The organism is Mesorhizobium yinganensis (assembly GCF_040081985.1).
Taxonomy (GTDB): domain Bacteria; phylum Pseudomonadota; class Alphaproteobacteria; order Rhizobiales; family Rhizobiaceae; genus Kumtagia; species Kumtagia yinganensis.
Map to the genome: position 1 here is coordinate 19,365 of NZ_JBEBMH010000042.1, position 19,568 is coordinate 38,932.

Sequence of the window (19,568 nt, forward strand, 5' to 3'; positions counted from 1 at the left end):
AATTTAATCGATTTGTCGATCGCGTATCTCAGCCTGCCGAAAAATCCGTTAACGTCTCTGGACAAGTGGTATTTTTTTGGTATTGTCACCCGAAGTGGAGGGACAATCGATGGCGCTTGCCGGCACCGAGACAGCGAACGCAAAGGCAAAGGGGCTGGATTTGCAGCCGCCGGCCGCGATCCTGCGCCTGCTGGCCGATGCCCAGGTCGAAGCCGCGAAAAGCGTCCAGCACGCCATTGCCGAGATTGCACAGGCGGCCGAACTCGCGGCCGGGAAGCTGGAATCCGGCGGCAGGCTCTTCTATGCGGCGGCAGGAAGCTCGGCGTTGATGGCGCTTGCCGACGCACTGGAATTGCCCGGCACCTACGGCATTCCCTCCGACCGCGTCGTGGTGCTGATCGCCGGCGGCAAGGACGCCTTCGTCGACCTTCCCGGCGCCCCGGAAGACGACGCCGCGCAAGCCGCGAAGGAGGTCGCGGACAACGGCCTGACGGTCGGCGACTGCCTCATCGCGCTCTCCGCCAGCGGTACGACGCCCTATGCGCTCGGCGCGCTGGAAGAGGCGGCGAAGCGCGGCGCCGCGGTTGTCGGCGTCGCCAACAATGCCGGCACGCCGCTGGTGACGCGCGCCGATGTCGGCATCGTGCTCGCCACCCCGCCCGAAATCGTCGCCGGCTCGACCCGCATGGGCGCCGGCACGGCGCAGAAGATCGCGCTCAACATGTTTTCGACCTTGGTTGCCGTGCATCTCGGCCACGTCCATGACGGCTACATGGTCAATCTCCGCGTCGACAACATGAAGCTGCGCAAGCGCGCGGCGCGCATCGTCTCGACCGTCGCCGGCTGTTCGGAAGACGAGGCGGCCGGCTTTCTGGAACAGAGCGGCGGCGCCGTGAAAAGCGCGGTACTGTTGGCTGCGGGCGCGCGCGATGCCGCCGCCGCGAACGAAATTCTGGCGGGGACCGGTCACAAATTGCGGCCGGCACTGGCCAGTCTTGAAGAGGGGAGCGACAGCTCTCGTCACAATGGAACCTGAACAGGTCAAAACAGGGAGACTAAGCATGCAAACGAGACTTTTGACGGCGCTCCTGCTCGGCTCGACCGTTCTCGGCTCGGCCGGGGCGGCGCTCGCGCAGGACAAGACGCTCACCATCGAGAGCTGGCGCAACGATGACCTCGCCATCTGGCAGGAGAAGCTGATCCCCGCCTTCGAGGCCAAGAACCCCGGGATCAAGGTTGTGTTCGCGCCGTCGGCGCCGACCGAATACAACGCCGCGCTGAATGCCAAGCTCGACGCCGGTTCGGCGGGCGACCTCATCACCTGCCGTCCCTTCGACGCCTCGCTCGACCTCTACACCAAGGGCCACCTCGCCGACCTGACCGCGCTGCCCGGCATGGAAAACTTCTCCGACGTCGCCAAGTCCGCGTGGCAGACCGACGACGGCAAGGCGACCTTCTGCGTGCCGATGGCCTCGGTCATCCACGGCTTCATCTACAACAAGGACGCCTTCGACAAGCTCGGCATCGCCGTCCCGGCGACCGAGGCCGACTTCTTCGCGGCACTCGACAAGATCAAGGCCGACGGCACCTATATCCCGCTCGCCATGGGCACCAAGGACCTCTGGGAAGCCGCGACCATGGGCTACCAGAACATCGGCCCGAACTACTGGAAGGGCGAGGAAGGCCGGCTCGCGCTGATCAAGGGCGAGCAGAAGCTGACCGATAAGGACTGGGTCGAGCCCTACGCGACGCTCGCCAAGTGGAAGCCGTATCTCGGCGATGGCTTCGAGGCGCAGACCTACCCGGACAGCCAGAACCTGTTCACGCTCGGCCGCGCCGCCATCTATCCGGCCGGCTCGTGGGAGATCTCCGGCTTCAACACGCAGGCGCAGTTCAAGATGGGCGCCTTCCCGCCGCCGGTCCGCAATGCCGGCGACACCTGCTACATCTCCGACCACACCGACATCGCGATCGGCATGAACCCCAAGAGCCCGAACGCCGATGCGGCCAAGACCTTCCTGACCTGGGTGGCCTCGCCGGAATTCGCCGACATCTACGCCAACGCGCTGCCGGGCTTCTTCAGCCTGTCCTCGACTCCGGTGAAGATGGCCGACCCGCTGGCGCAGGAATTCGTGTCCTGGCGCGAGAAGTGCAAGCCGACGATCCGCTCGACCTACCAGATCCTGTCGCGCGGCACGCCGAACCTCGAGAACGAGACCTGGGTGGAATCCGCCAACGTCATCAACGGCACCGACACGCCGGAAGTGGCGGGCGAAAAGCTTCAGAAGGGCCTCGACGCCTGGTACAAGCCGGCGAAGTGATGCGCCGATAAAGGTTTACCTTCTCCCCTTGTGGGAGAAGGTGGCCGAGCGAAGCGAGGTCGGATGAGGGGTGTTCCAGCCTAGCGCTTCGTCCAATATCCGTCTCGGCGCTGCGCGCCGATCCACCTTCTCCCACAAGGGGAGAAGGCAAGCCGGCCGCGCTGCCGGCGCCCTGCCGTGACCCAAGGCCGGCAGCAGATTGCGTGAATCGCATGCCACGTCTCTACCGGGGCCGCCAATGTCCGTGGACGACCAGCCAATCAAAAGACCCATCCGCTGGCACATTCTTGTGTTCCTGGCGCCGGCTTTCCTCGTCTATACCGCCTTCATGATCGTGCCGCTCGCCGGCACGCTGCAGCTTTCGCTGTTCCGCCGCATCGACCAGCAGCTCGTCTATGTCGGGCTCGACAATTTCCGCATGCTGTTCGGCGACCCGCGCTGGTCGGTGAATTTCTGGAACGCGCTGTGGAACAATTGCTGGTTCTTCATCATCCACATGCTGGTGCAGAACCCGATCGGCGTGCTGCTCGCGGCGCTGCTCTCCAGCCCGAAACTGCGCTTCCGCGCCTTCTACCGTACCGCGATCTTTATCCCCACGATCCTGTCCTTCGTCATCGTCGGCTTCGTCTGGAAGCTGATCCTCTCGCCGCTGTGGGGCGTGGCACCCAACCTGCTCGACCTCGTCGGCCTGAAAAGCCTGTTCACGCCGTGGCTGGGCAAGGAAGAGTATGCTCTGACTACGCTCAGCCTGATCTCCGTCTGGCAGTTCGTCGGCATCCCGATGATGCTGATCTACGCAGCGCTCCTGTCGATCCCCGACGAGGTGATCGAGGCGGCCGAATGCGACGGCATCACCGGCCTGTCGCAGTTCTGGAAGATCAAGCTGCCGTTGATCCTGCCGTCGATCGGCATCATCTCGATCCTCACCTTCGTCGGCAATTTCAACGCCTTCGACCTGATCTATACGGCGCAGGGCGCGCTGGCCGGCCCCAATTTCTCGACCGACATTCTGGGTACCTTCCTCTACCGCGCCTTCTTCGGCTTCCAACTCCAACTCGGCGATCCGAACATGGGCGCGGCGATCGCCACGATGATGTTCTTCATCATCCTCGCCGGCGTCTGCGTCTATCTCTTCGCCATCCAGACGCGGCTCCGCCGCTACCAGTTCTGAGGAGGGCAAGATGAGCCGCGCCACATCCTCCCCCGCCCGCTCGATCGGCGCCCATGCGGTGCTGATCGGCTACACGGTCATCGCGCTCTTTCCAGTGGTGCTGATCGTCATCAACTCGTTCAAGTCGCGCAATGCGATCTTTCGCTCGCCACTGTCGTTTCCCACGCCCGAAACCTTCGATCCGGTCGGCTACACCACCGTCATGGCGCAGGGCGACTTCATCCAGTATTTCCAGAACAGCCTGGTCGTCACCATCGGCTCCCTGTTCTTCGTCATCCTGTTCGGCGCGATGGCGGCCTTCGCGCTGTCGGAATACCGGTTCCGCGGCAATACGCTGACCGGCCTTTATCTAGCGCTCGGCATCATGATCCCGATCCGGCTGGGCACCGTGGCAATCCTGCAATTGATGGTGGCGAGCGGCCTGGTGAACACGCTGACGGCGCTGATCCTGGTCTACACGGCGCAGGGCCTGCCGCTCTGCATCTTCATCCTGTCGGAATTCATGAAGACCGTCTCCGACGATCTGAAGAATGCCGGCCGCATCGACGGGCTGTCGGAATATCGCATCTTCTTCCGCCTCGTGCTGCCGCTGGTGCGCCCGGCCATGGCGACTGTGGCCGTGTTCACCATGATCCCGATCTGGAACGACCTCTGGTTCCCGCTGATCCTGGCGCCCTCCGAAGGCACCAAGACGGTGACGCTCGGTGCGCAGATCTTCATCGGCCAGTTTGTCACCAACTGGAATGCGGTGCTGGCCGCGCTGTCGCTCGCCATCCTGCCGGTGCTGATCCTCTACCTCATTTTTTCGCGGCAACTGATCCGCGGCATCACTTCGGGAGCGGTGAAGTGAGCTTTTCCAACCTCAAGAAGCGGCTGCCTTCGATGGAAGTCGCACCAACGATCAAGGACCATCCATGGGCTCTTTGACCATCGAGAACGTCAGAAAATCCTTCGGCAAGGTCGACGTGCTGAAAGGCATCGACCTCGCGGTCGAGGATGGCGAGTTCGTCGTGTTCGTCGGCCCGTCCGGCTGCGGCAAGTCGACCCTGCTGCGCGTGATTGCCGGGCTGGAGGACGCCACCTCCGGCAAGGTGCTGATCGACGGTGTCAACGTGGTCGCGACACCACCGGCCAAGCGCGGCATCGCCATGGTCTTCCAGACCTACGCGCTTTATCCGCACCTGACCGTGCGCGACAATATGGGGCTCGGCCTCAAGCAGGCGGGGACGCCCGCGGCGGAGATCGACAAGCGCATCGGCATCGCCTCGACCATGCTGTCGCTGGAGCCCTATCTGCAGCGCCGCCCGGCGGAACTGTCGGGCGGCCAGCGCCAGCGCGTCGCCATCGGCCGCGCCGTGGTGCGCGAGCCAAAACTCTTTCTGTTTGACGAGCCGCTGTCGAACCTCGACGCCGCGCTTCGCGTCAACACACGGCTGGAGATCGCGCAACTGCATCGCCGGTTGAAGGCGACGATGATCTACGTCACCCACGACCAAGTCGAGGCGATGACGCTGGCCGACAAGATCGTGGTGCTGAACGCCGGGAAAATCGAGCAGGTCGGCGCGCCGATGGAACTCTACAACAGCCCGGCAAACGAATTCGTCGCCGGCTTCATCGGCTCGCCGAAGATGAATTTTTTGGACGCAGCGCGGCTGGGCGATAGTCAGGCCAAGACCGTCGGGGTGCGGCCTGAACACCTGTCGGTCAATACTTCGTCGGGCGCCTGGAAAGGCACGGTCGTCCATGCCGAGCATCTCGGCGCCGACACCAACCTTTACCTCGACTGCGAAAAGGCCGGACTAATCACCGCCCGCATTTTCGGCGTCTATAACGCCGAGCCTGGCGCCACATTATTCGCAACGCCCGATCCGGCGAAGACTTATCGCTTCGACGCAAACGGTCAGACCCTGCGCTGACGGTTCGTCTTGTCGCCGTCCCAGATGTGCCCTCGGCGAGAAATTTCTGGAGCAGCGGTCGCCTCGGCGAAAGCACTGGCCACCCTGTGCCCCGGCTCATGCCAGCGCCGTGATCCCCCGGCAAACGGCGGCGACCTTGTTGCCGTCGGGATCGCGGACGTAAGCCGCATAAAAATCCGGCGCATAGTGCTGGCGCAGACCCGGCGGGCCCTCGTCGGCACCGCCATGGACAAGCGCCGCGGCGTGGAAGGCATCCACCTCGGTCCATGACCGCGCCCGGAAGGCAATCATGCTGCCGTTGCCGACCGTCGCCTTCTCGCCGTCGAAGGGTTTCCCGATCCAGAAGGCGAGTTCGTTGAGGCCGTTTTCCTCATAGGTGCCCCAGCCGGCGGAGACAACGTCCCATTGGGGGTCGTTGGTGACGCAGCGCTTCATGCCGAGTGGCGTCAGCACGGCATCGTAGAAGGATATTGCCCGCTCAAGGGCGTTTGTGCCGAAGTACACGTAGGTCAGCACCAAACGTCTCCTTCCATCGCTTCGGTCAGGTCAGTCCGAGCTGCTCGAACACCGGCAGCCGCTTCTCCAGGAAGGTCGTGTGGCGCGTGCGCAGTTCCTCGAGGTTCTGCTCCGGCGTCTCGATCGGCGTGCCGTCGCGCAGCAGGCGCTGGCCAAGTGTGGAGAGGATCTGCCAGACGAAGGCGGGCGCATCGGGGTGCTTGTTCAGCCGCGCCAGCAGGAAAAGCTGCTCGAAACGGTCGACGCCGATGCCGCCGCCGGTGACCGGCGAGGCCAGCGCCTGGATGTCGGTCGAATGGCGGGCGTTCTCCATCACCGCGCGGTTGAACCGTCGGGTCGATTCGCGGCGCTTGCCGTCGTTCTTATCGTCAAGGCACGGCTGCACATGCCCGGAGCCCACCAGCACCAGCAGCGCCTGGATGCTGCGCGCCCAGCCGAGTTCGGCAATCGCCGGGATCGCCTGCATGGCCTTCAGCGTCTTCGGGCCGCTGGCCAGCGCATCGAGGAACGGCCCGTAGACTTCAGGCTGCATGGCCGCCTCGCCAAGACCACCGGTCACCTTGGTCGGCGCATCGGCGCGGTTGATCGACAGCGCGAAGCGCGTCTCCTGCCAGCGCTCGCGCGCCGCGAACAGGCCGAGCGACACGCCGCCCTTGATGAAGATGTCGCGCCGGAACTGCTGGTTGACGATGTAGTCGCGCGCCGTCTCGCGCAGCGCGACATCCTCGATCTCGCCGAGGAAATTGCGTTGCGCCTCGGTCATGTTCAGCGCATCGACATGGTCGAGCAGATGCGCGGAGCCGAGGAATGTCAGCTTGGCCTCCGAGAACTCAGCGGCGACATCCTTGTGGTAGAACGGGTGCCAGTCCTCGTTCAGGAACTCGTGCACGAGGTAGTTCTTGTTCTGCGTCTTGAATTTTTCCAGCCGCTCGGCGACGCCGGGACTCGCCTGGAAATAGCGGGCGTTGGCTTCCCTCAGCTTGCCCAGCATGTCCAGCGACTTGCCAAGCCTGGAAAGCACGCCCTCGCCGTGAAGGGAGCCGAACTCCATCATCAGCCGGCGAAGCGGCGATGCCGAAGCCCAGCCCGGCATCGAATTGTAGGATACATAGGCCAGCCCGCCGGGCTTCAGATGTTTGGCGATGAAGGCAACGATGGTGCGCCGGTTTTCCGCGCTGACCCACGACAGGATGCCGTGCAGCGCGATGATGTCGAACTGCGGCAGGCTGGGCTCGTCGAGGAATTCGGCAAAGCTGGAATCGAAGAAATGCACGTTCTTCGATCCCGCGGCATTCGCCAGCGCGCGGGCCTCGACGATATGGGCAGGATTGAAATCCGTGGCATAGAACTGGCTGTGCGGATTGGCGGCGGCGATCACGTTGGTGGACACGCCGCGGCCGCAGCCCAGTTCGCACATGGCGAGCGGCGCCGTCGCCTGGGTTGTAAGCGTCGACTTGCCGAGCGCTGCCAGCTCCAGCATGGCGGGGGTGAGTTCACGATAGAAGCCCGCCGTATAGGCGATCTCCGACACATATCCGGACGTCCATGAACTCATAACAGCTCCGATCCCCAAACACCTGTCGGCGAAATGCTGGTAGACGTAGCCGTTCCCAAATCAAAAAGAAATGGGGGCCGCAGCCCCCTATTTCAGCCTTTTCGGCGGAACTATACCCGAAGGTATTTTCCGCTTCGTCTTGTGCCCAGGACCGCGGCCCCCGTTTCCCCTTCGCGGTCTTCCCCGTTTCCTGGCGTCTATTGCGCCATCGCGCTCTGGTTGATGCGCTTGGCAAGGTGATCGCCGAGCCGGCAGCTCAGCGCCACGATCGTCGTTGTCGGGTTGCATTGGCCGGACGTGGTGAACACCGAAGAGCCGCCGACATAGAGATTGGCCATGCCGTGGACCTGCTGGTTGCGGTCGACGATGCTTTTGGACAGGTCGTCGCCCATGCGCGTCCCGCCCATATGATGGTAGCCGGCGAGTTCCTGGTCGTTCGGATAGGGCTCGTTGTTCAGCACCCAATCCTCGACACGGACCCGTCCATAGTCTTTCTCCGCCAGCGTCTTGCCGAACAGGCGAAGGCCTTGCAGCAAGGTGCGGTGCTCCAGCTCGCTCTTCTTCCAATGCAGTTCGATGCGCGGGATGCCGAGCGCGTCCTTCTCCGTCGCCGACAGCGCGACGAAATTGTCGGCGCGCGGCGCCTGCTCCCAGCCCATCATCAACTGGGCTGCGCAACGCAGGTTGCCGCCAAGGCCGCCCGACACCCATTCGGCGGTGTCCGGCGCGACGCAGGCGAGTTCCGCCATCAGCCATTTCGCCCCGTGATAGGGCATCTTGATGAAACGGATGCCGAAATTCAGAATCTGCTCGCGCTGCATCGCCTCGATCGACGGCGAAAAGAACGCCTCCGACACCGCATCCATCTCGAACTGGTCGGGGTCGTTCATGAGCGCGTTGCCGCCCTGGAACTGCGGATGCTCCATCCAGTATTTGCCGAGAGCCTCGGCGTGCGGCACGACACCGCCGTTTGACTGTTCGTTCGACCACAGCAGCAGGCGCGAATTCTCCAGCCCGCCGGTGCAGGGGATGTAAAAATCCGCAGTGGCGATGCCCTGGTCCTTGCCGCCAGACCAGACATGCGCGCCGGTGACTTTCGTCCCGTCGCCCTCGAGCCGGGTGACATAGGTGTCCAGCACCAGCGCGATGTTTTTGCTTTCCTCGAGCTCGGCCCTGTATTTCTCGTTGAACCGCACTGCCGGGCTCTTGATCAGTTGCACCCAGCGTATGTCGTCCGAGATCCAGACATCGTCCCGGAATGGCACAAGATCGAGAATGTCGTGCACTTCGTTCAGATACGGCTCGATGTCGGTGCGGCGGATGGGCCATCCGGTGTCCGGAGCCCAGGCCTTCGGTTCGAAGTCGATTGCGTCCATTACCCGGCACCAGCCGGCCCAATGGTTCGAGCATCCGCCGAAATAGCGCAGGCGCGCCACGTCGAGATCGAAATAATAGTCGCCGACCGTGGTGCCCTTGTAGAAGTCCTGCGATTCCTCGGTGAAATCGGCCTGTCCCGCCTCGAAGATTGCCGCGGGGATGCCCGCGGCGGCGAGTTTGCGTGCGATCGTCACGCCCGCCGGCCCGGAACCGATCAGGATCACCTTCGGCTTGAAGCCGGAGGCGCTGAAGCCCTCGAAATTCTCGAAGATCATGCCAATTCGCTCCGCTTCAGGATCCAGCCATTGACCTCGACGAGTCCGTCGGCGGGCTGTTCCCTGGAAGGAGTGGCGTGCGCGGCAAAAAGCGCGAAGGCAGGGACGGAAAGCAACGCCTGAAGGATCGTACGACGCGTTGCGAGCGGGGCTGTCTTGGTGGGGGCCATGGATTCGCTCCGGAACAAGGGCTTGGTATGCGTCGTGTCCTCTGATTTCGGGACACTTGCTGAAGAAAGAGCGAAAATCATGCCACGTCCGGCATGGCCCTCGCATATTCCGCTCAGCCGATTGCGATAAGCGTTAATATTCCGCAAACGATCAGAAGGCAGCCGGCGATCTCCGGACGGTTGATCTTCTTGAAGGCCGCGCCGACGGGCCACGGCTGAATCAGTGCTCCGCCTCGCACAGATCATGGTTGGCGAGCGCGCGGATGACATAGCAGTCCTTGATTTGGTCGCCATGCTGATGCGTGGCGATGCGCTCGAGTTCCTGTTCAAGCCGCCGCAGCTTTTCGATCTTCTTGCGCACCGTCTCCAACTGCTCCGCGGCGATGCGGTCGGCTCGCGCGCAGGGGCGGTCGGGATGGGCGCTGAGTTCGATCAACTCGCGGATAGCCTCGATGGTCAGGCCCAGGTCTCGGGCGTGGCGGATGAAGGAGAGCCGGTCACGCTCTTCGGTGCCGTAGCGGCGCTGGTTGCCCTCGGAGCGCTCCGCCGCGGTCATCAGCCCCATCTGCTCGTAGTAACGGATGGTCGGGATTTTCACGCCCGTACGCCGGGACAGTTCACCGATGGTCAGCATCGCGGCCTCCAGAAACTCCAGTGGCTATAGATACGGCGCGGGATGTCGGCCGGCAATGACATCGCGACGCGCTACGCAGCCGGCTCCGCGTCGGGGTGGCGCCTTGGGCCGCCCGCGCACTCCTCACTTCAGTCCGCGCCAGCCGAGCAGCCGCATGGCGTTGGCGGTGACCAGCACGGTGGCGCCGGTGTCGGCCAAAATGGCCGGCCAGAGGCCGGTAATGCCGGCGATGGTGGTCACCAGGAACACCGCCTTCAGACCGAGCGAGATCGCGATGTTCTGATGGATGTTGGCCATCGTCGCCCGCGACAGCGCCACCATCGAGGCGACGTCCTTGACGCGGGCGTTGAGCGCCGCCGCGTCGGCGGTCTCAAGCGCCACGTCGGTGCCGCCGCCCATGGCGATGCCGATGTCGGCGGCGGCCAGCGCCGGCGCGTCGTTGATGCCGTCGCCGACTTTTGCGACGATCTCGCCCGCCTTGCGCAATTCGCCGACGATGCGCTGCTTGTCCTGCGGCAGCAATTCGGCGCGCGGCTCCATGCCGAGCTTTCCGGCTATCGCCGCAGCGGTGCGGCTGTTGTCGCCGGTCAGCATCACAGCCGAGATGCCGAGGCTCTTCAGCGCCTGGATGCCGGCAACGGCGTCCCCGCGCGGCTCGTCGCGCATAGCGATCAGGCCGCCGATACGATTGCCCTCCAGCAGCACGGACACTGTCTTGCCTTCGTCGTTGAGCGCCGCGATGCGGGTCTTCAGCTTGTCCGCGAGAGGTGCCCGCTTTCCCGCTGCCTGCGGCGAACCGAGGAAAAGCTCGGAACCGCCAAACTTGCCGGTGACGCCCTCGCCACCGATGGCGCGCGCATCCTGCGCCGAACGCGCCTCGATGCCGCGCCGCTTCGCCTCGCCGAGGATGGCCAACGCCAGCGGATGGCTGGAGCCGACCTCGAGGGCGGCCGCGCCTTCCAGCACCTCGGCCTCGCTCTTTTCGCTCGCCACGATATCGGTCACCACCGGCTTGCCGGCGGTAAGAGTCCCGGTCTTGTCGAAGGCGACCTTCGTCACCTTACCCAGCGTTTCCAGCACCGCGCCGCCCTTCATCAGCAGGCCGCGCCGCGCGCCGGCCGAAAGGCTGGCGGCGATGGCCGCCGGCGTCGAGATCACCAGCGCGCAGGGGCAGCCGATCAGCAGGATCGCAAGGCCCTTGTAGATCCACTCGTCCCAGCCGCCGCCAAACACCAGCGGCGGAAGGATGGCGACCAGCGCTGCCACGACCATCACGCCCGGCGTGTAATATTTTGAAAAGCTGTCGATGAACCGCTCCGTGGGCGCCTTGGATTCCTGCGCCTGTTCCACGAGCTGGATGATGCGCGCGATCGTGTTGTCCTGAGCCTCGGCCGTCACCCGCACGCGGATTGCCGCGTCCTGGTTGATCGTGCCGGCCCGCACGGCGTCGCCCGGCACCATGCGTTTCGGCACCGATTCGCCGGTCACCGGCGATTCGTCGACCGAGGTTTCGCCGGAAAGAATCTCGCCGTCGGCCGGCACGCGATCGCCCGGCCGCACCAGGATCGTGGCGCCGACCGCCAGGCTTTCGGCTGGCACCTCCGTCGTGCGTCCGTCCTTTTCCACAAACGCCGTCTTAGGCACCAGCGCGGCCAGCGCCCTGATGCCGGCGCGTGCCCGCCCAGCGGCCACTCCCTCAAGCAACTCGCCGACCAGGAAGAGGAAGACCACGGCCGCCGCTTCCTCGCTGGCGTCGATGATGACCGCGCCGACGGCGGCCACCGTCATCAGCGTCTCGATGGTGAAGGGCATGCCGTTGACGGCGGCCATGACGGCGCGCCGCGCGATCGGGATCAGCCCGACGGCCATCGCGGCGATGAACAGCAGTGTCTCGTATTCGGGGAACACACGTCCCAAGAGATACGCGGCGGCGAGTGCTGCGCCGCAGGCAATCGTCAGCCGCGCCTTCGCGCTCTTCCACCACGGACCTTCCGTCGGGCCGTGGTCGTGACCGTGAAGGCCCGAAACCTCGTTGCCCGCGACGGCGACCGCCGCTCCGGGCTTGCCGTGGTCAAGCTTGTGAGAATGCTCACGCGCGGAACCATCGGCGTGAACGTGATCGTGATGATGCGCGTGATCGTGCTTTCCGTCGCTCTCGCGATCGTGGCCATGGTTATGGTGATGCCCATGGCCGTGCGTATGATCGTGGGCGTCTCCATGGTCGTGCTCGTGACCGCAACCGCAGTCGTCATGTTCCTCGATCGGCGCCTTCGCGGCACGGGCCGCGAGAGGCGCCACCCTGTAACCCAGGCTGGTCACCTTGCGCGCCAGCGCTTCAAGGTCGGTGCCGGCGCGGTGGCCGACCGTCATCGTGCCGGCGGTCACCGACACCGACACCTCCTCGACGCCGTAGACGCGCCGGGCCGCCCTGTCGATCTTGGCCGCGCAGGCGGCGCAATCCATCCCCTCGACCCGGAAACGGCTGCTCTTGACGATTTCATTCATGGTACGGGCTCTCGCGCGGTCTATACGGAGCATACCTAATTGCTCTAGCAACTAGAGCTACAAGAGGCCTTCTTCGTTTTTTCGGATGAAGACCGGGGACAGTTGATTTTGTCTCCGCAGAAAGGTCTCGGTGCCAGGCGGTGCCAGGAGGCGGAACTGGTCGAAACGCCGTCGCCCCGGTCGCATTCGAGCACGGCGGCGGTGATGGCGCTGACCTGAAGCTGCCGGAGGTAACTCGCTCGGTGACAGTTCGGTAGCGGGGCCCCTTCAGCGGAGCCCAAAATCGCAGCAAGTCACCGAGATGATCTGAAAACCAATGGCGCGCCCGAAGAGAAACGGTGTCGCCTAGGCCTAGCTGTTGATTTTCAATTACTTTATAGCCTCGCATGTAGCATTGGTGTAGCAAATCTGAGTGGCATGATCTAGGTCTTCCTGGTAGCAACATGGCGGTCAGCCAACTTCGTTCACGGCGGCGTCAGATTCATCAGAGCGAAAGCGCGCGTGCCCGCTCACGCCATCGGACGGGAGTTCGTTGCGCCGCGCCTCCGGCGTGTCGACCGGCAGCACCAAGCACAGCGTCTGCGTGATACCACCGCTGCTGTCACGGATCTCCGCCGCCAGCGCGTCCAGTGTCTCGATGACGCGTCGATAGTGCGCGTTATGGTGGCTGTCGGCCCAGCCGAAGAGATGCATGGCACGCCCGAAATATACGTGGCCTTCCGAGCCGACATTTTCCAGCATCTCGGCCTCGAGAAGGCTGCTAACCATCTCGTAGGTGGTCGAGCGCGGCGCGTTGATCATCTTGGCGATGCCGCCGACGCGGGGCCGGTGCACGCCTGTTGAGGCGGGCCTGACCGGCCAGGGAAGCGAGCCCTGGCAAGTCGCGGTATGCATCCTCTAATGGACGGGCAAGCGCTTCACGTCGAGCAGGTAGTACCGGCGGCGGCCTGCGCCTTTTATTTTGACTAGCGTGGTCGCGGCGTCACTATCTCCGCCCATTAATGCGCCGCAGGCCTTCAGCTTTTTCACGGCCAAACTCCTGACTTCGACGCTGCCACACCAGGTTTTGAACACATCGCCTTTGATGGCAATCATGCGTCCCTTCACACCTCCGTGGCGGTAAAATCCGTGGCACGCGTCATACCCGGAAGGCGCGCCATCGCCGCGAGCAATCTTGGGGAACATGGTACGATTTCGAACCTCAGCATAGATCTTCGCCACAACGTTGTCTGCCGCCGTCGCAGGATGCTCAAACATGGTCAACGCCGCGCTGTGAAGTTTGCGGATCATCTCAAACAATGTGGCTGGGTCAACCGGCAATAGCCCAGCTTTTATACCCAGTAGACCGCCGGCGTAGACATAGCCGAATTTTCGTGCGAATCGGCAATACCATGAGTCTTTATCGTTGATTACTACATCGGATATAAATTTATCCGTTGCCGTTTTGAAAAATTCAACGCATTTATCCTCATGCCTGAAGACAAACTCTATGTATCGCCGGAATACGCTTCCATAATTGGCATCAATCGCGTGCCTGGTCTTATGAACGAGCCGTTGCATCTCTCTCGTCGCCGATTGTTTGCGCGGCCGTCGGTCGAATATCCCCCCGTCGGCGGGCGCTGGTACAGGGATGTCGATGTGCCTCGCACGCTCGCCCATCTCTCGTTTACCGCCACACATCGCCTCCAGCGATTTCTCCCTGTTCGTCATGCCTAGGACGATCCATTCGAACTTCTCGAGGTCTGGATTCCCACGTTTTGCGAAGGCTGAGCGATCCAAGCCGTTTCCCGAAGTCAAGACATGGGAGAGTCTGGTAAGCAGCTTGCCCGACCGGTCTTCAGCGTTTTTGAGCTCATTGATGAAAAGAGCCATGCCATTGGCTGCAAACATCTTATCGTTGAGCGCTCGATCGGTTAGATTTAGCGAAGTGAGATCCTTTTCGTTGCACGGTCCAAGCACCGATTCTCCAACCTTCTCAATCAGCGTTTTCCCGGCGCCGCTCTTTCCGCAAATATTGAAAGCGGCTGTCTCTTCAACCTCAGTCAACTCCAGCATGGGAGCCGCAAGGGCGCACGAAACGGCCAGCGTCATATAGGAAGAGCAGTTCAGCGGCTCGTCCAAGCGCCGTTTCCATGACCTCCACGAGCCCTTTGTTCGACCTCGCTTGCTCGACAACTTTCCAATCGGAATGAATCGAAGCGGGTTATCTCCGCCTCCGATTGATGAACACGGCATCAGAAACTGTTTTTTATCGCGATGGAAGCCCGTTCGACTGCTGCCTTCCCACACGGGCGCGTCGGAACTGACAAGGGCCTCGCCATCAAATTCGCCCGACAGAACTGCACCGTGGTCCATAAGCTCTCGGCGCACCTGCGCAGAGCTGGTGCCGCGAGGGATTGCAATCGTGGTGTGCGCGTTCTGAACGTCCCGAAATTCCAGTACGGTCGAGAATGTGCCAGTGTCGCGATTCTTCATGTGCGCGACGACGCGGATTGACTTCGGACTGACCGCCTCGTCGTTTGGATTAGAGTCTTCGTCGGTGTCCTGTGCACTTTTCCTCTGAGGGTGCACAGTGCACGGTTGCTTTTTTTTGGCGGCATCAACAACAATCTTGCGAAGGCGCCGTGGGTGCGCAGTGATCTTTCTTACAGCCATTTTGTGTTCTCTTTCATGGGTTTCGCGCATTAGCTTTGCGCTGGGGGTGAGGAGGAATTTGAAATCGCAATAGCACTTTCCCTATAGGGATAGTACAGAGAGGAACATATTCTTCCACATAGATGGCAGTTTCGGTATTTTAGTGTGAACAATATCGTTACTTCATGATCATCCTCCTGTAGCTTTTCGCACCGATATAACACCGAAGATCGCAGTCACTCTGGCGGTCCAGCCATTCATAGACTTCAATACTTATGGGGAAGCCGATGCGCTTCGGTCGGCGCGGTTTAAGATCGCGGGGATTGCCGGAGCGCACTTTCTCCAGCCAGAAGGCCTTGTCGAGATAGTTGCTGGTCCGCGGCAGGGAGGTGATCGGCTCTGCGCGTTTTCTCACGCGAACTCGCTCATGCGAGCCGAAGTGCCGCTCCACAAGCCGATCCCAGAACGACGCAGGGACGTCAAAGGCAACAAGATGAATGTGGGGTTGAAATAGCCTCCAGCCCTCGTCCCATTCGCAATCAAAATACGCGAGCGCGAACCATTGGGCTTTGTCGAACCCGAGCCTGAGGAGTTGCCGACGCGTGCGTGCCAGGAATCGTTTGGGCACAATCTCATTCAGGCGCCCAGCCGGCAGCGCATCGTCGGGATTGATGAGCGTGACAAACGAAAGCGCATCTTCGTCGTAGCCATCCAAAAACTGCAACACGCTGCATGCGGTGTTGATGCGCCGAATCCGACTACACATTGGGCAGGCCATTGAGCCGCAGCGGTCGTTCTTCCGGCATCGCGCAAGCGTGTCGGCGAGATCGTTGCTGCCATGCCGAGCCAAGACCCGGCTCCGGTGGTCGCTTTCGCGCTTGGCTTCCTCCAGGGTCTCGAAAGCTCGGATCGGTCGACCGTGTTCGTCCACCCCATCGCAGATCAATTTGCGAACGTCGTAAATCTGAGGGATCCTGCGAGACTTATATTTGAGTGACATCTAATATTCCGTGAGATCAGTCGTTCTGGGAAATCTGCGCGGCCATCGTTGTCCGCTCACATCCCGTAAAGGTGCGGGAGCATTAACACCTGCGAGGAGGTGTGCTCAGCAATTGACAATGCTTCACAGTTCTCGCAATAATGCTGTTAATAGGCGCCAATATATGGGCCGTGTCGGCGCGATCAACGCGTGCCGATATATTGCTCTAACTGGCGTGCAGACACTATAGCAGGCTGCTCTCCAGCAAAAACGCTTCCCCAGCCGGAATAAGTCGCGCTGTTATTGGCTTCTTATTTTTGATTGCCCTAAATTGAGCAGGCGTGATGAAGAGTTTGCATTCCTCTCCATTTATCTCGATTATCTTTGAAATGGAGTCATTCGCTTGTATTCCACCGTCATGGGTACCTGCCAGGACCTTCCGATAGCGGTGTGCTGTTTCGCGGCACGACTTAAGCGTTACGCCGGCCATGCGCTTCGCAAACTCGTCTATCGGAACGCTATTCGCTGCTGCATAAATTAGCATTGTGGAATATTGAGAGCATGCTCCCCGCTGAGCTTCGTCCTCGGGCGTAAAGAGATGCGCGGCCACTACGACGGCTTCGGTTCCAGGCCTTGCCGCTCGCTTGCGGCCCGGCAATGTCCTGCTGAAGCGCTTCAGGTTTTCATTGTCGCCGGCGAGTAGCTCGAGGTAGAAGGGGAATCCGTGCGCAAGTCGCTCGATGAGTGATTGCTGGCTCCCGAAATACGGCGGAAGCTGAGAAATTTGCTGAAAGTCAACATCGATCGATCGGGTAGCGGTTGCTTCTTGAGCGTAGCGCACCATCTGCTGATGCAGATCTCCGCTAGCTGGCTCGGAGCCGGGTAACTCGCTAGGCCGACCAGTTTCCAACGTAACAGCAATTGCGGCATGCTTTGGCAGGTCGGGTAGGTCTTCCATCGTCTGCTCCTTTCTCGCTGGGGCATGACGAAAGGCAGCCGCCCGCCACGCCCCAAAATGGGGTTCGGCGAAGCAGTGCAATACTGAAGTGTAGGCTGCGAGGTCAGCCACTTCGGCTCTGGGGTGCGAACACCTTCGGTGGCTGCAGCGCGCCAGCTTCTATGAAACCTCGAAAAATTCCGCTGCACCCTGAATTTGGCACCGAATGATTGTTTTTGCAATAGGATGACCGCCGTCAGTCTTAACAACTCTTACGGCTCTCGACGTAGGACTATGGCAGCTGTTGTTCCTAACGGTAGTCAACTTTGAAACGTTATTTATGATAGGTTAACAGAGCAGGGTAACGACCTAGAGTGTAATCAAAACCGCTAACATATTGGTTCGTGATAGTTGACCATTTATGTCATCAGTCGCTGCGCCAAGGATCGTAGATCGTGAAACGGCGGCAATGTGTGAGGACGGTCGGCGCCAGCATCATGCCATGCAACGTCTTGGTTGGGGCCGTGACCCGACCGGCGGCTTTCGGCCGAGATTAGCGGTAAGCGGACGATCGCTTTCGTCTCTGATGAGGCGCCGCAGAGAGCAAGCAAGTTAACGAATCGAGATGGTCGAATGTACACGGATCCAACCATGTGGGCTGACATCTGGACACCTCGAACTACCGCGATTTTGGAGAGAGGCAGGATTGTGATGAGGTTGGCACGGCCATGAGCGGCGGTCGCCTCGGATTTGCGCTGATTGGATTGATGCTGGTTTGCGGTTTCGACGTCGCGGTGGTGGTTTTTGACCGCTTCCGCAGTCATGCGGGCGCAGTTCGCCGCTGGTGCCAAACATAGCGGGTGAGGTTGTAGGCGAGATTGGCCATGCCGATCTTGGTCCTGGCCCGCGCGATGCCGATGGTGCGTACGATGAGGCTCATCCTGGATTTCTGCTGCGCAAAGACGTGCTCGACGAAGGCGCGGATCTTCGAGCGGCGGCCATTGGCCCGCGACATCGCCTCGCTCATCGGACGCCCCTTCGGCTTCTTCTGGTGGATGTCGCAGACGTAGCCGTTCTTCTCCAGCCACGCCTCGTTCGTCTTCGAGCGATAGGCGGTGTCAGCCCACACTTTCGAGCCGGTGTTGTTCTTGTCCAGCACGTTGCAAAGCTGCGCCCCGTCATAGGCCGAGGCGCCGGTGACGGTCCAGCCGCGGATGAAGTCGTGCCGGCGATCGATCGAAGCGTGGTTCTTGTAGCCGAAGGCGGGAACGGCGATGTCGCGTTGCCTGGTCTTTCCCTCCTCGTCGGCCTTGGCCTTGGAGAACTTCACCGTCCAGCGCGCGTCACGGTCCTTCTGGCGCAGCTTGGCGGGTTTGTTCTTCCACTCGTCCGGCACCTTGCCCGCCTTGATGTCGGCCTTCTCGGCATCGGAATTGCGCTGCTTCGGCGCCGCCACGATCGTGGCGTCCACGATCTGTCCGCCCATCGCCAGATAGCCGGCCCTGGTAAGATGCTTGTCGAAACGGGCGAACAGCTTCTCCACCGCGCCGGCCTGCGTGAGCTGCTCGCGAAACAGCCAGATCGTCTTGGCGTCCGGCACGTGATCGCCGAGCCCGAGCCCGAGGAAGCGCATGAAGGACAGCCGGTCCTGAACCTGGAACTCGGCCTGGTCGTCCGAAAGGCTGTAGAGCGCCTGCAGGATCATGATCTTGAACATCATCACGGCATCGTAGGGCGGCCGCCCGCCCTTGGCGCCATCCGAGCGCTTCAGCGCCTTGGCCAACGGCTTGCGGAAAACCTCCCAAGGCACCACCGCGTTCAGCTTCTCCAACGGATCGCCGGCCTCGCTCAGCCGCACATAGCGTTCGTCGATGTCCCAGAACCCGGCCTGTCCCCCCATTCCCCGCCTCCGCGCAAATCACCGGGGTAGTGAATCAAAACGCGCTCCGGATTGCCAGGTTTTTCGAGGTGTCCATCTGTCCTCGCGACTGGTCAATCGATCAGGGAGGTTTCCCGGACCAAGGGGTTGAGCCGCAATACTGTCAGGAAAATGCTGCGCCAGGAAAAACCGGGCCAATTAGTCCGCAAAGAGAGGCCGACATCAATCAGCGCTTTACGGGAGCCTGATCGACATCATGCTGGTCGAAGACGAATCCCGGATACAGCGCGACCGCAGAAGCGTCGCCGCCCTCTTTCGTATCCTTCGCGACCATAATGGGTAGCATCTATTCTGCCGTGCGCCGCTATTGCCGAAGTGTCCAGGTTCCGCAGGTCGATTTGGATGTTCGCACGGAGGAGACGAAAATGCCGTAGACAGCCTTACCATCGAGCACACCGCGAGAACCTATTGGCTGTGCGCTCTCTCTCCAGAGGGTAGTTCGAAGGTAAGCGCCCGGTCATGACCGCCTTCCGTAGTGGTGTTCGGATCGGCTAACGATCGGGCTCGGGATGCTGAAGATGGTGTCCATGAGTGGGGCTTAATGGACACGATCCCGTTGGACGGAATGATTGGCGGGGATCTTCGGGGCGAGACAGCGCCCGCACGCCGGCGCAAGTCCTATACCCTCGAAGAGAAGCA

16 protein-coding genes are annotated in these 19,568 nt (G+C 61.7%); 5 read left to right on the top strand and 11 right to left on the bottom strand.

Going from position 1 to position 19,568, the window contains the following annotated elements:
• Nucleotides 1-109: 109 nt before the first annotated feature.
• From ABMA59_RS34020 to ABMA59_RS34040, 5 genes are all read left to right on the top strand, one after another.
• On the top strand, nt 110-1,036 hold the full coding sequence (locus tag ABMA59_RS34020; RefSeq protein ID WP_349009790.1) for an N-acetylmuramic acid 6-phosphate etherase: 927 nt from the start codon (nt 110-112) through the stop codon (nt 1,034-1,036).
• A 25-nt stretch (nt 1,037-1,061) separates the two neighbouring features.
• Nucleotides 1,062-2,321: an ABC transporter substrate-binding protein gene (locus tag ABMA59_RS34025; protein ID WP_349009791.1), complete on the top strand. Its 1,260-nt coding sequence runs from the start codon at nt 1,062-1,064 to the stop codon at nt 2,319-2,321.
• A 238-nt stretch (nt 2,322-2,559) separates the two neighbouring features.
• Nucleotides 2,560-3,492 carry a carbohydrate ABC transporter permease gene (locus ABMA59_RS34030; protein WP_349009792.1) on the top strand — a complete coding sequence of 311 codons (933 nt, stop codon included), beginning with the start codon at nt 2,560-2,562 and terminating at the stop codon, nt 3,490-3,492.
• Nucleotides 3,493-3,502: 10 nt separating this feature from the next.
• Complete coding sequence (locus ABMA59_RS34035; RefSeq protein WP_349009793.1) at nt 3,503-4,342, top strand: carbohydrate ABC transporter permease; 840 nt, start codon at nt 3,503-3,505, stop codon at nt 4,340-4,342.
• Between the two features lie 64 nt (nt 4,343-4,406).
• Nucleotides 4,407-5,408 (top strand): ABC transporter ATP-binding protein, encoded by a 1,002-nt coding sequence (locus tag ABMA59_RS34040; protein ID WP_349009794.1) that lies wholly within the window; start codon nt 4,407-4,409, stop codon nt 5,406-5,408.
• Between the two features lie 96 nt (nt 5,409-5,504).
• On the opposite strand, the gene ABMA59_RS34045 is transcribed toward ABMA59_RS34040, so the two are convergent.
• From ABMA59_RS34045 to ABMA59_RS34095, 11 genes are all read right to left on the bottom strand, one after another.
• Nucleotides 5,505-5,924 (bottom strand): VOC family protein, encoded by a 420-nt coding sequence (locus ABMA59_RS34045; protein WP_349009795.1) that lies wholly within the window; start codon nt 5,922-5,924, stop codon nt 5,505-5,507.
• Nucleotides 5,925-5,949: 25 nt separating this feature from the next.
• Nucleotides 5,950-7,479 carry a methyltransferase regulatory domain-containing protein gene (locus ABMA59_RS34050; RefSeq protein ID WP_349009796.1) on the bottom strand — a complete coding sequence of 510 codons (1,530 nt, stop codon included), beginning with the start codon at nt 7,477-7,479 and terminating at the stop codon, nt 5,950-5,952.
• Between the two features lie 197 nt (nt 7,480-7,676).
• On the bottom strand, nt 7,677-9,131 hold the full coding sequence (locus ABMA59_RS34055) for a GMC oxidoreductase (protein ID WP_349009797.1): 1,455 nt from the start codon (nt 9,129-9,131) through the stop codon (nt 7,677-7,679).
• A complete protein-coding gene (locus ABMA59_RS34060) occupies nt 9,128-9,301 on the bottom strand; it encodes a hypothetical protein (RefSeq protein ID WP_349009798.1) in 174 nt (57 codons plus the stop codon). The genes ABMA59_RS34055 and ABMA59_RS34060 overlap by 4 nt, the downstream gene beginning before the upstream one ends.
• A 220-nt stretch (nt 9,302-9,521) precedes the next feature.
• The gene (locus ABMA59_RS34065; RefSeq protein ID WP_349009799.1) at nt 9,522-9,935 is read right to left on the bottom strand and encodes a MerR family transcriptional regulator; all 414 of its coding nucleotides are present in this window, start codon (nt 9,933-9,935) and stop codon (nt 9,522-9,524) included.
• A gap of 123 nt (nt 9,936-10,058) precedes the next feature.
• Nucleotides 10,059-12,440 (bottom strand): heavy metal translocating P-type ATPase, encoded by a 2,382-nt coding sequence (locus ABMA59_RS34070; RefSeq protein ID WP_349009800.1) that lies wholly within the window; start codon nt 12,438-12,440, stop codon nt 10,059-10,061.
• 450 nt (nt 12,441-12,890) lie between these two features.
• The gene (locus ABMA59_RS34075; RefSeq protein WP_349009801.1) at nt 12,891-13,241 is read right to left on the bottom strand and encodes an IclR family transcriptional regulator; all 351 of its coding nucleotides are present in this window, start codon (nt 13,239-13,241) and stop codon (nt 12,891-12,893) included.
• A 96-nt stretch (nt 13,242-13,337) separates the two neighbouring features.
• Nucleotides 13,338-15,095 carry a DUF927 domain-containing protein gene (locus ABMA59_RS34080; protein ID WP_349009802.1) on the bottom strand — a complete coding sequence of 586 codons (1,758 nt, stop codon included), beginning with the start codon at nt 15,093-15,095 and terminating at the stop codon, nt 13,338-13,340.
• Between the two features lie 157 nt (nt 15,096-15,252).
• Nucleotides 15,253-16,074, bottom strand: coding sequence for a hypothetical protein (locus ABMA59_RS34085; RefSeq protein ID WP_349009803.1), 822 nt, complete (start codon nt 16,072-16,074; stop codon nt 15,253-15,255).
• A gap of 223 nt (nt 16,075-16,297) precedes the next feature.
• Nucleotides 16,298-17,011: a hypothetical protein gene (locus tag ABMA59_RS34090; protein WP_349009804.1), complete on the bottom strand. Its 714-nt coding sequence runs from the start codon at nt 17,009-17,011 to the stop codon at nt 16,298-16,300.
• A 799-nt stretch (nt 17,012-17,810) separates the two neighbouring features.
• A complete protein-coding gene (locus ABMA59_RS34095; RefSeq protein WP_349009805.1) occupies nt 17,811-18,890 on the bottom strand; it encodes an IS5 family transposase in 1,080 nt (359 codons plus the stop codon).
• Between the last annotated feature and the right edge of the window lie 678 nt (nt 18,891-19,568).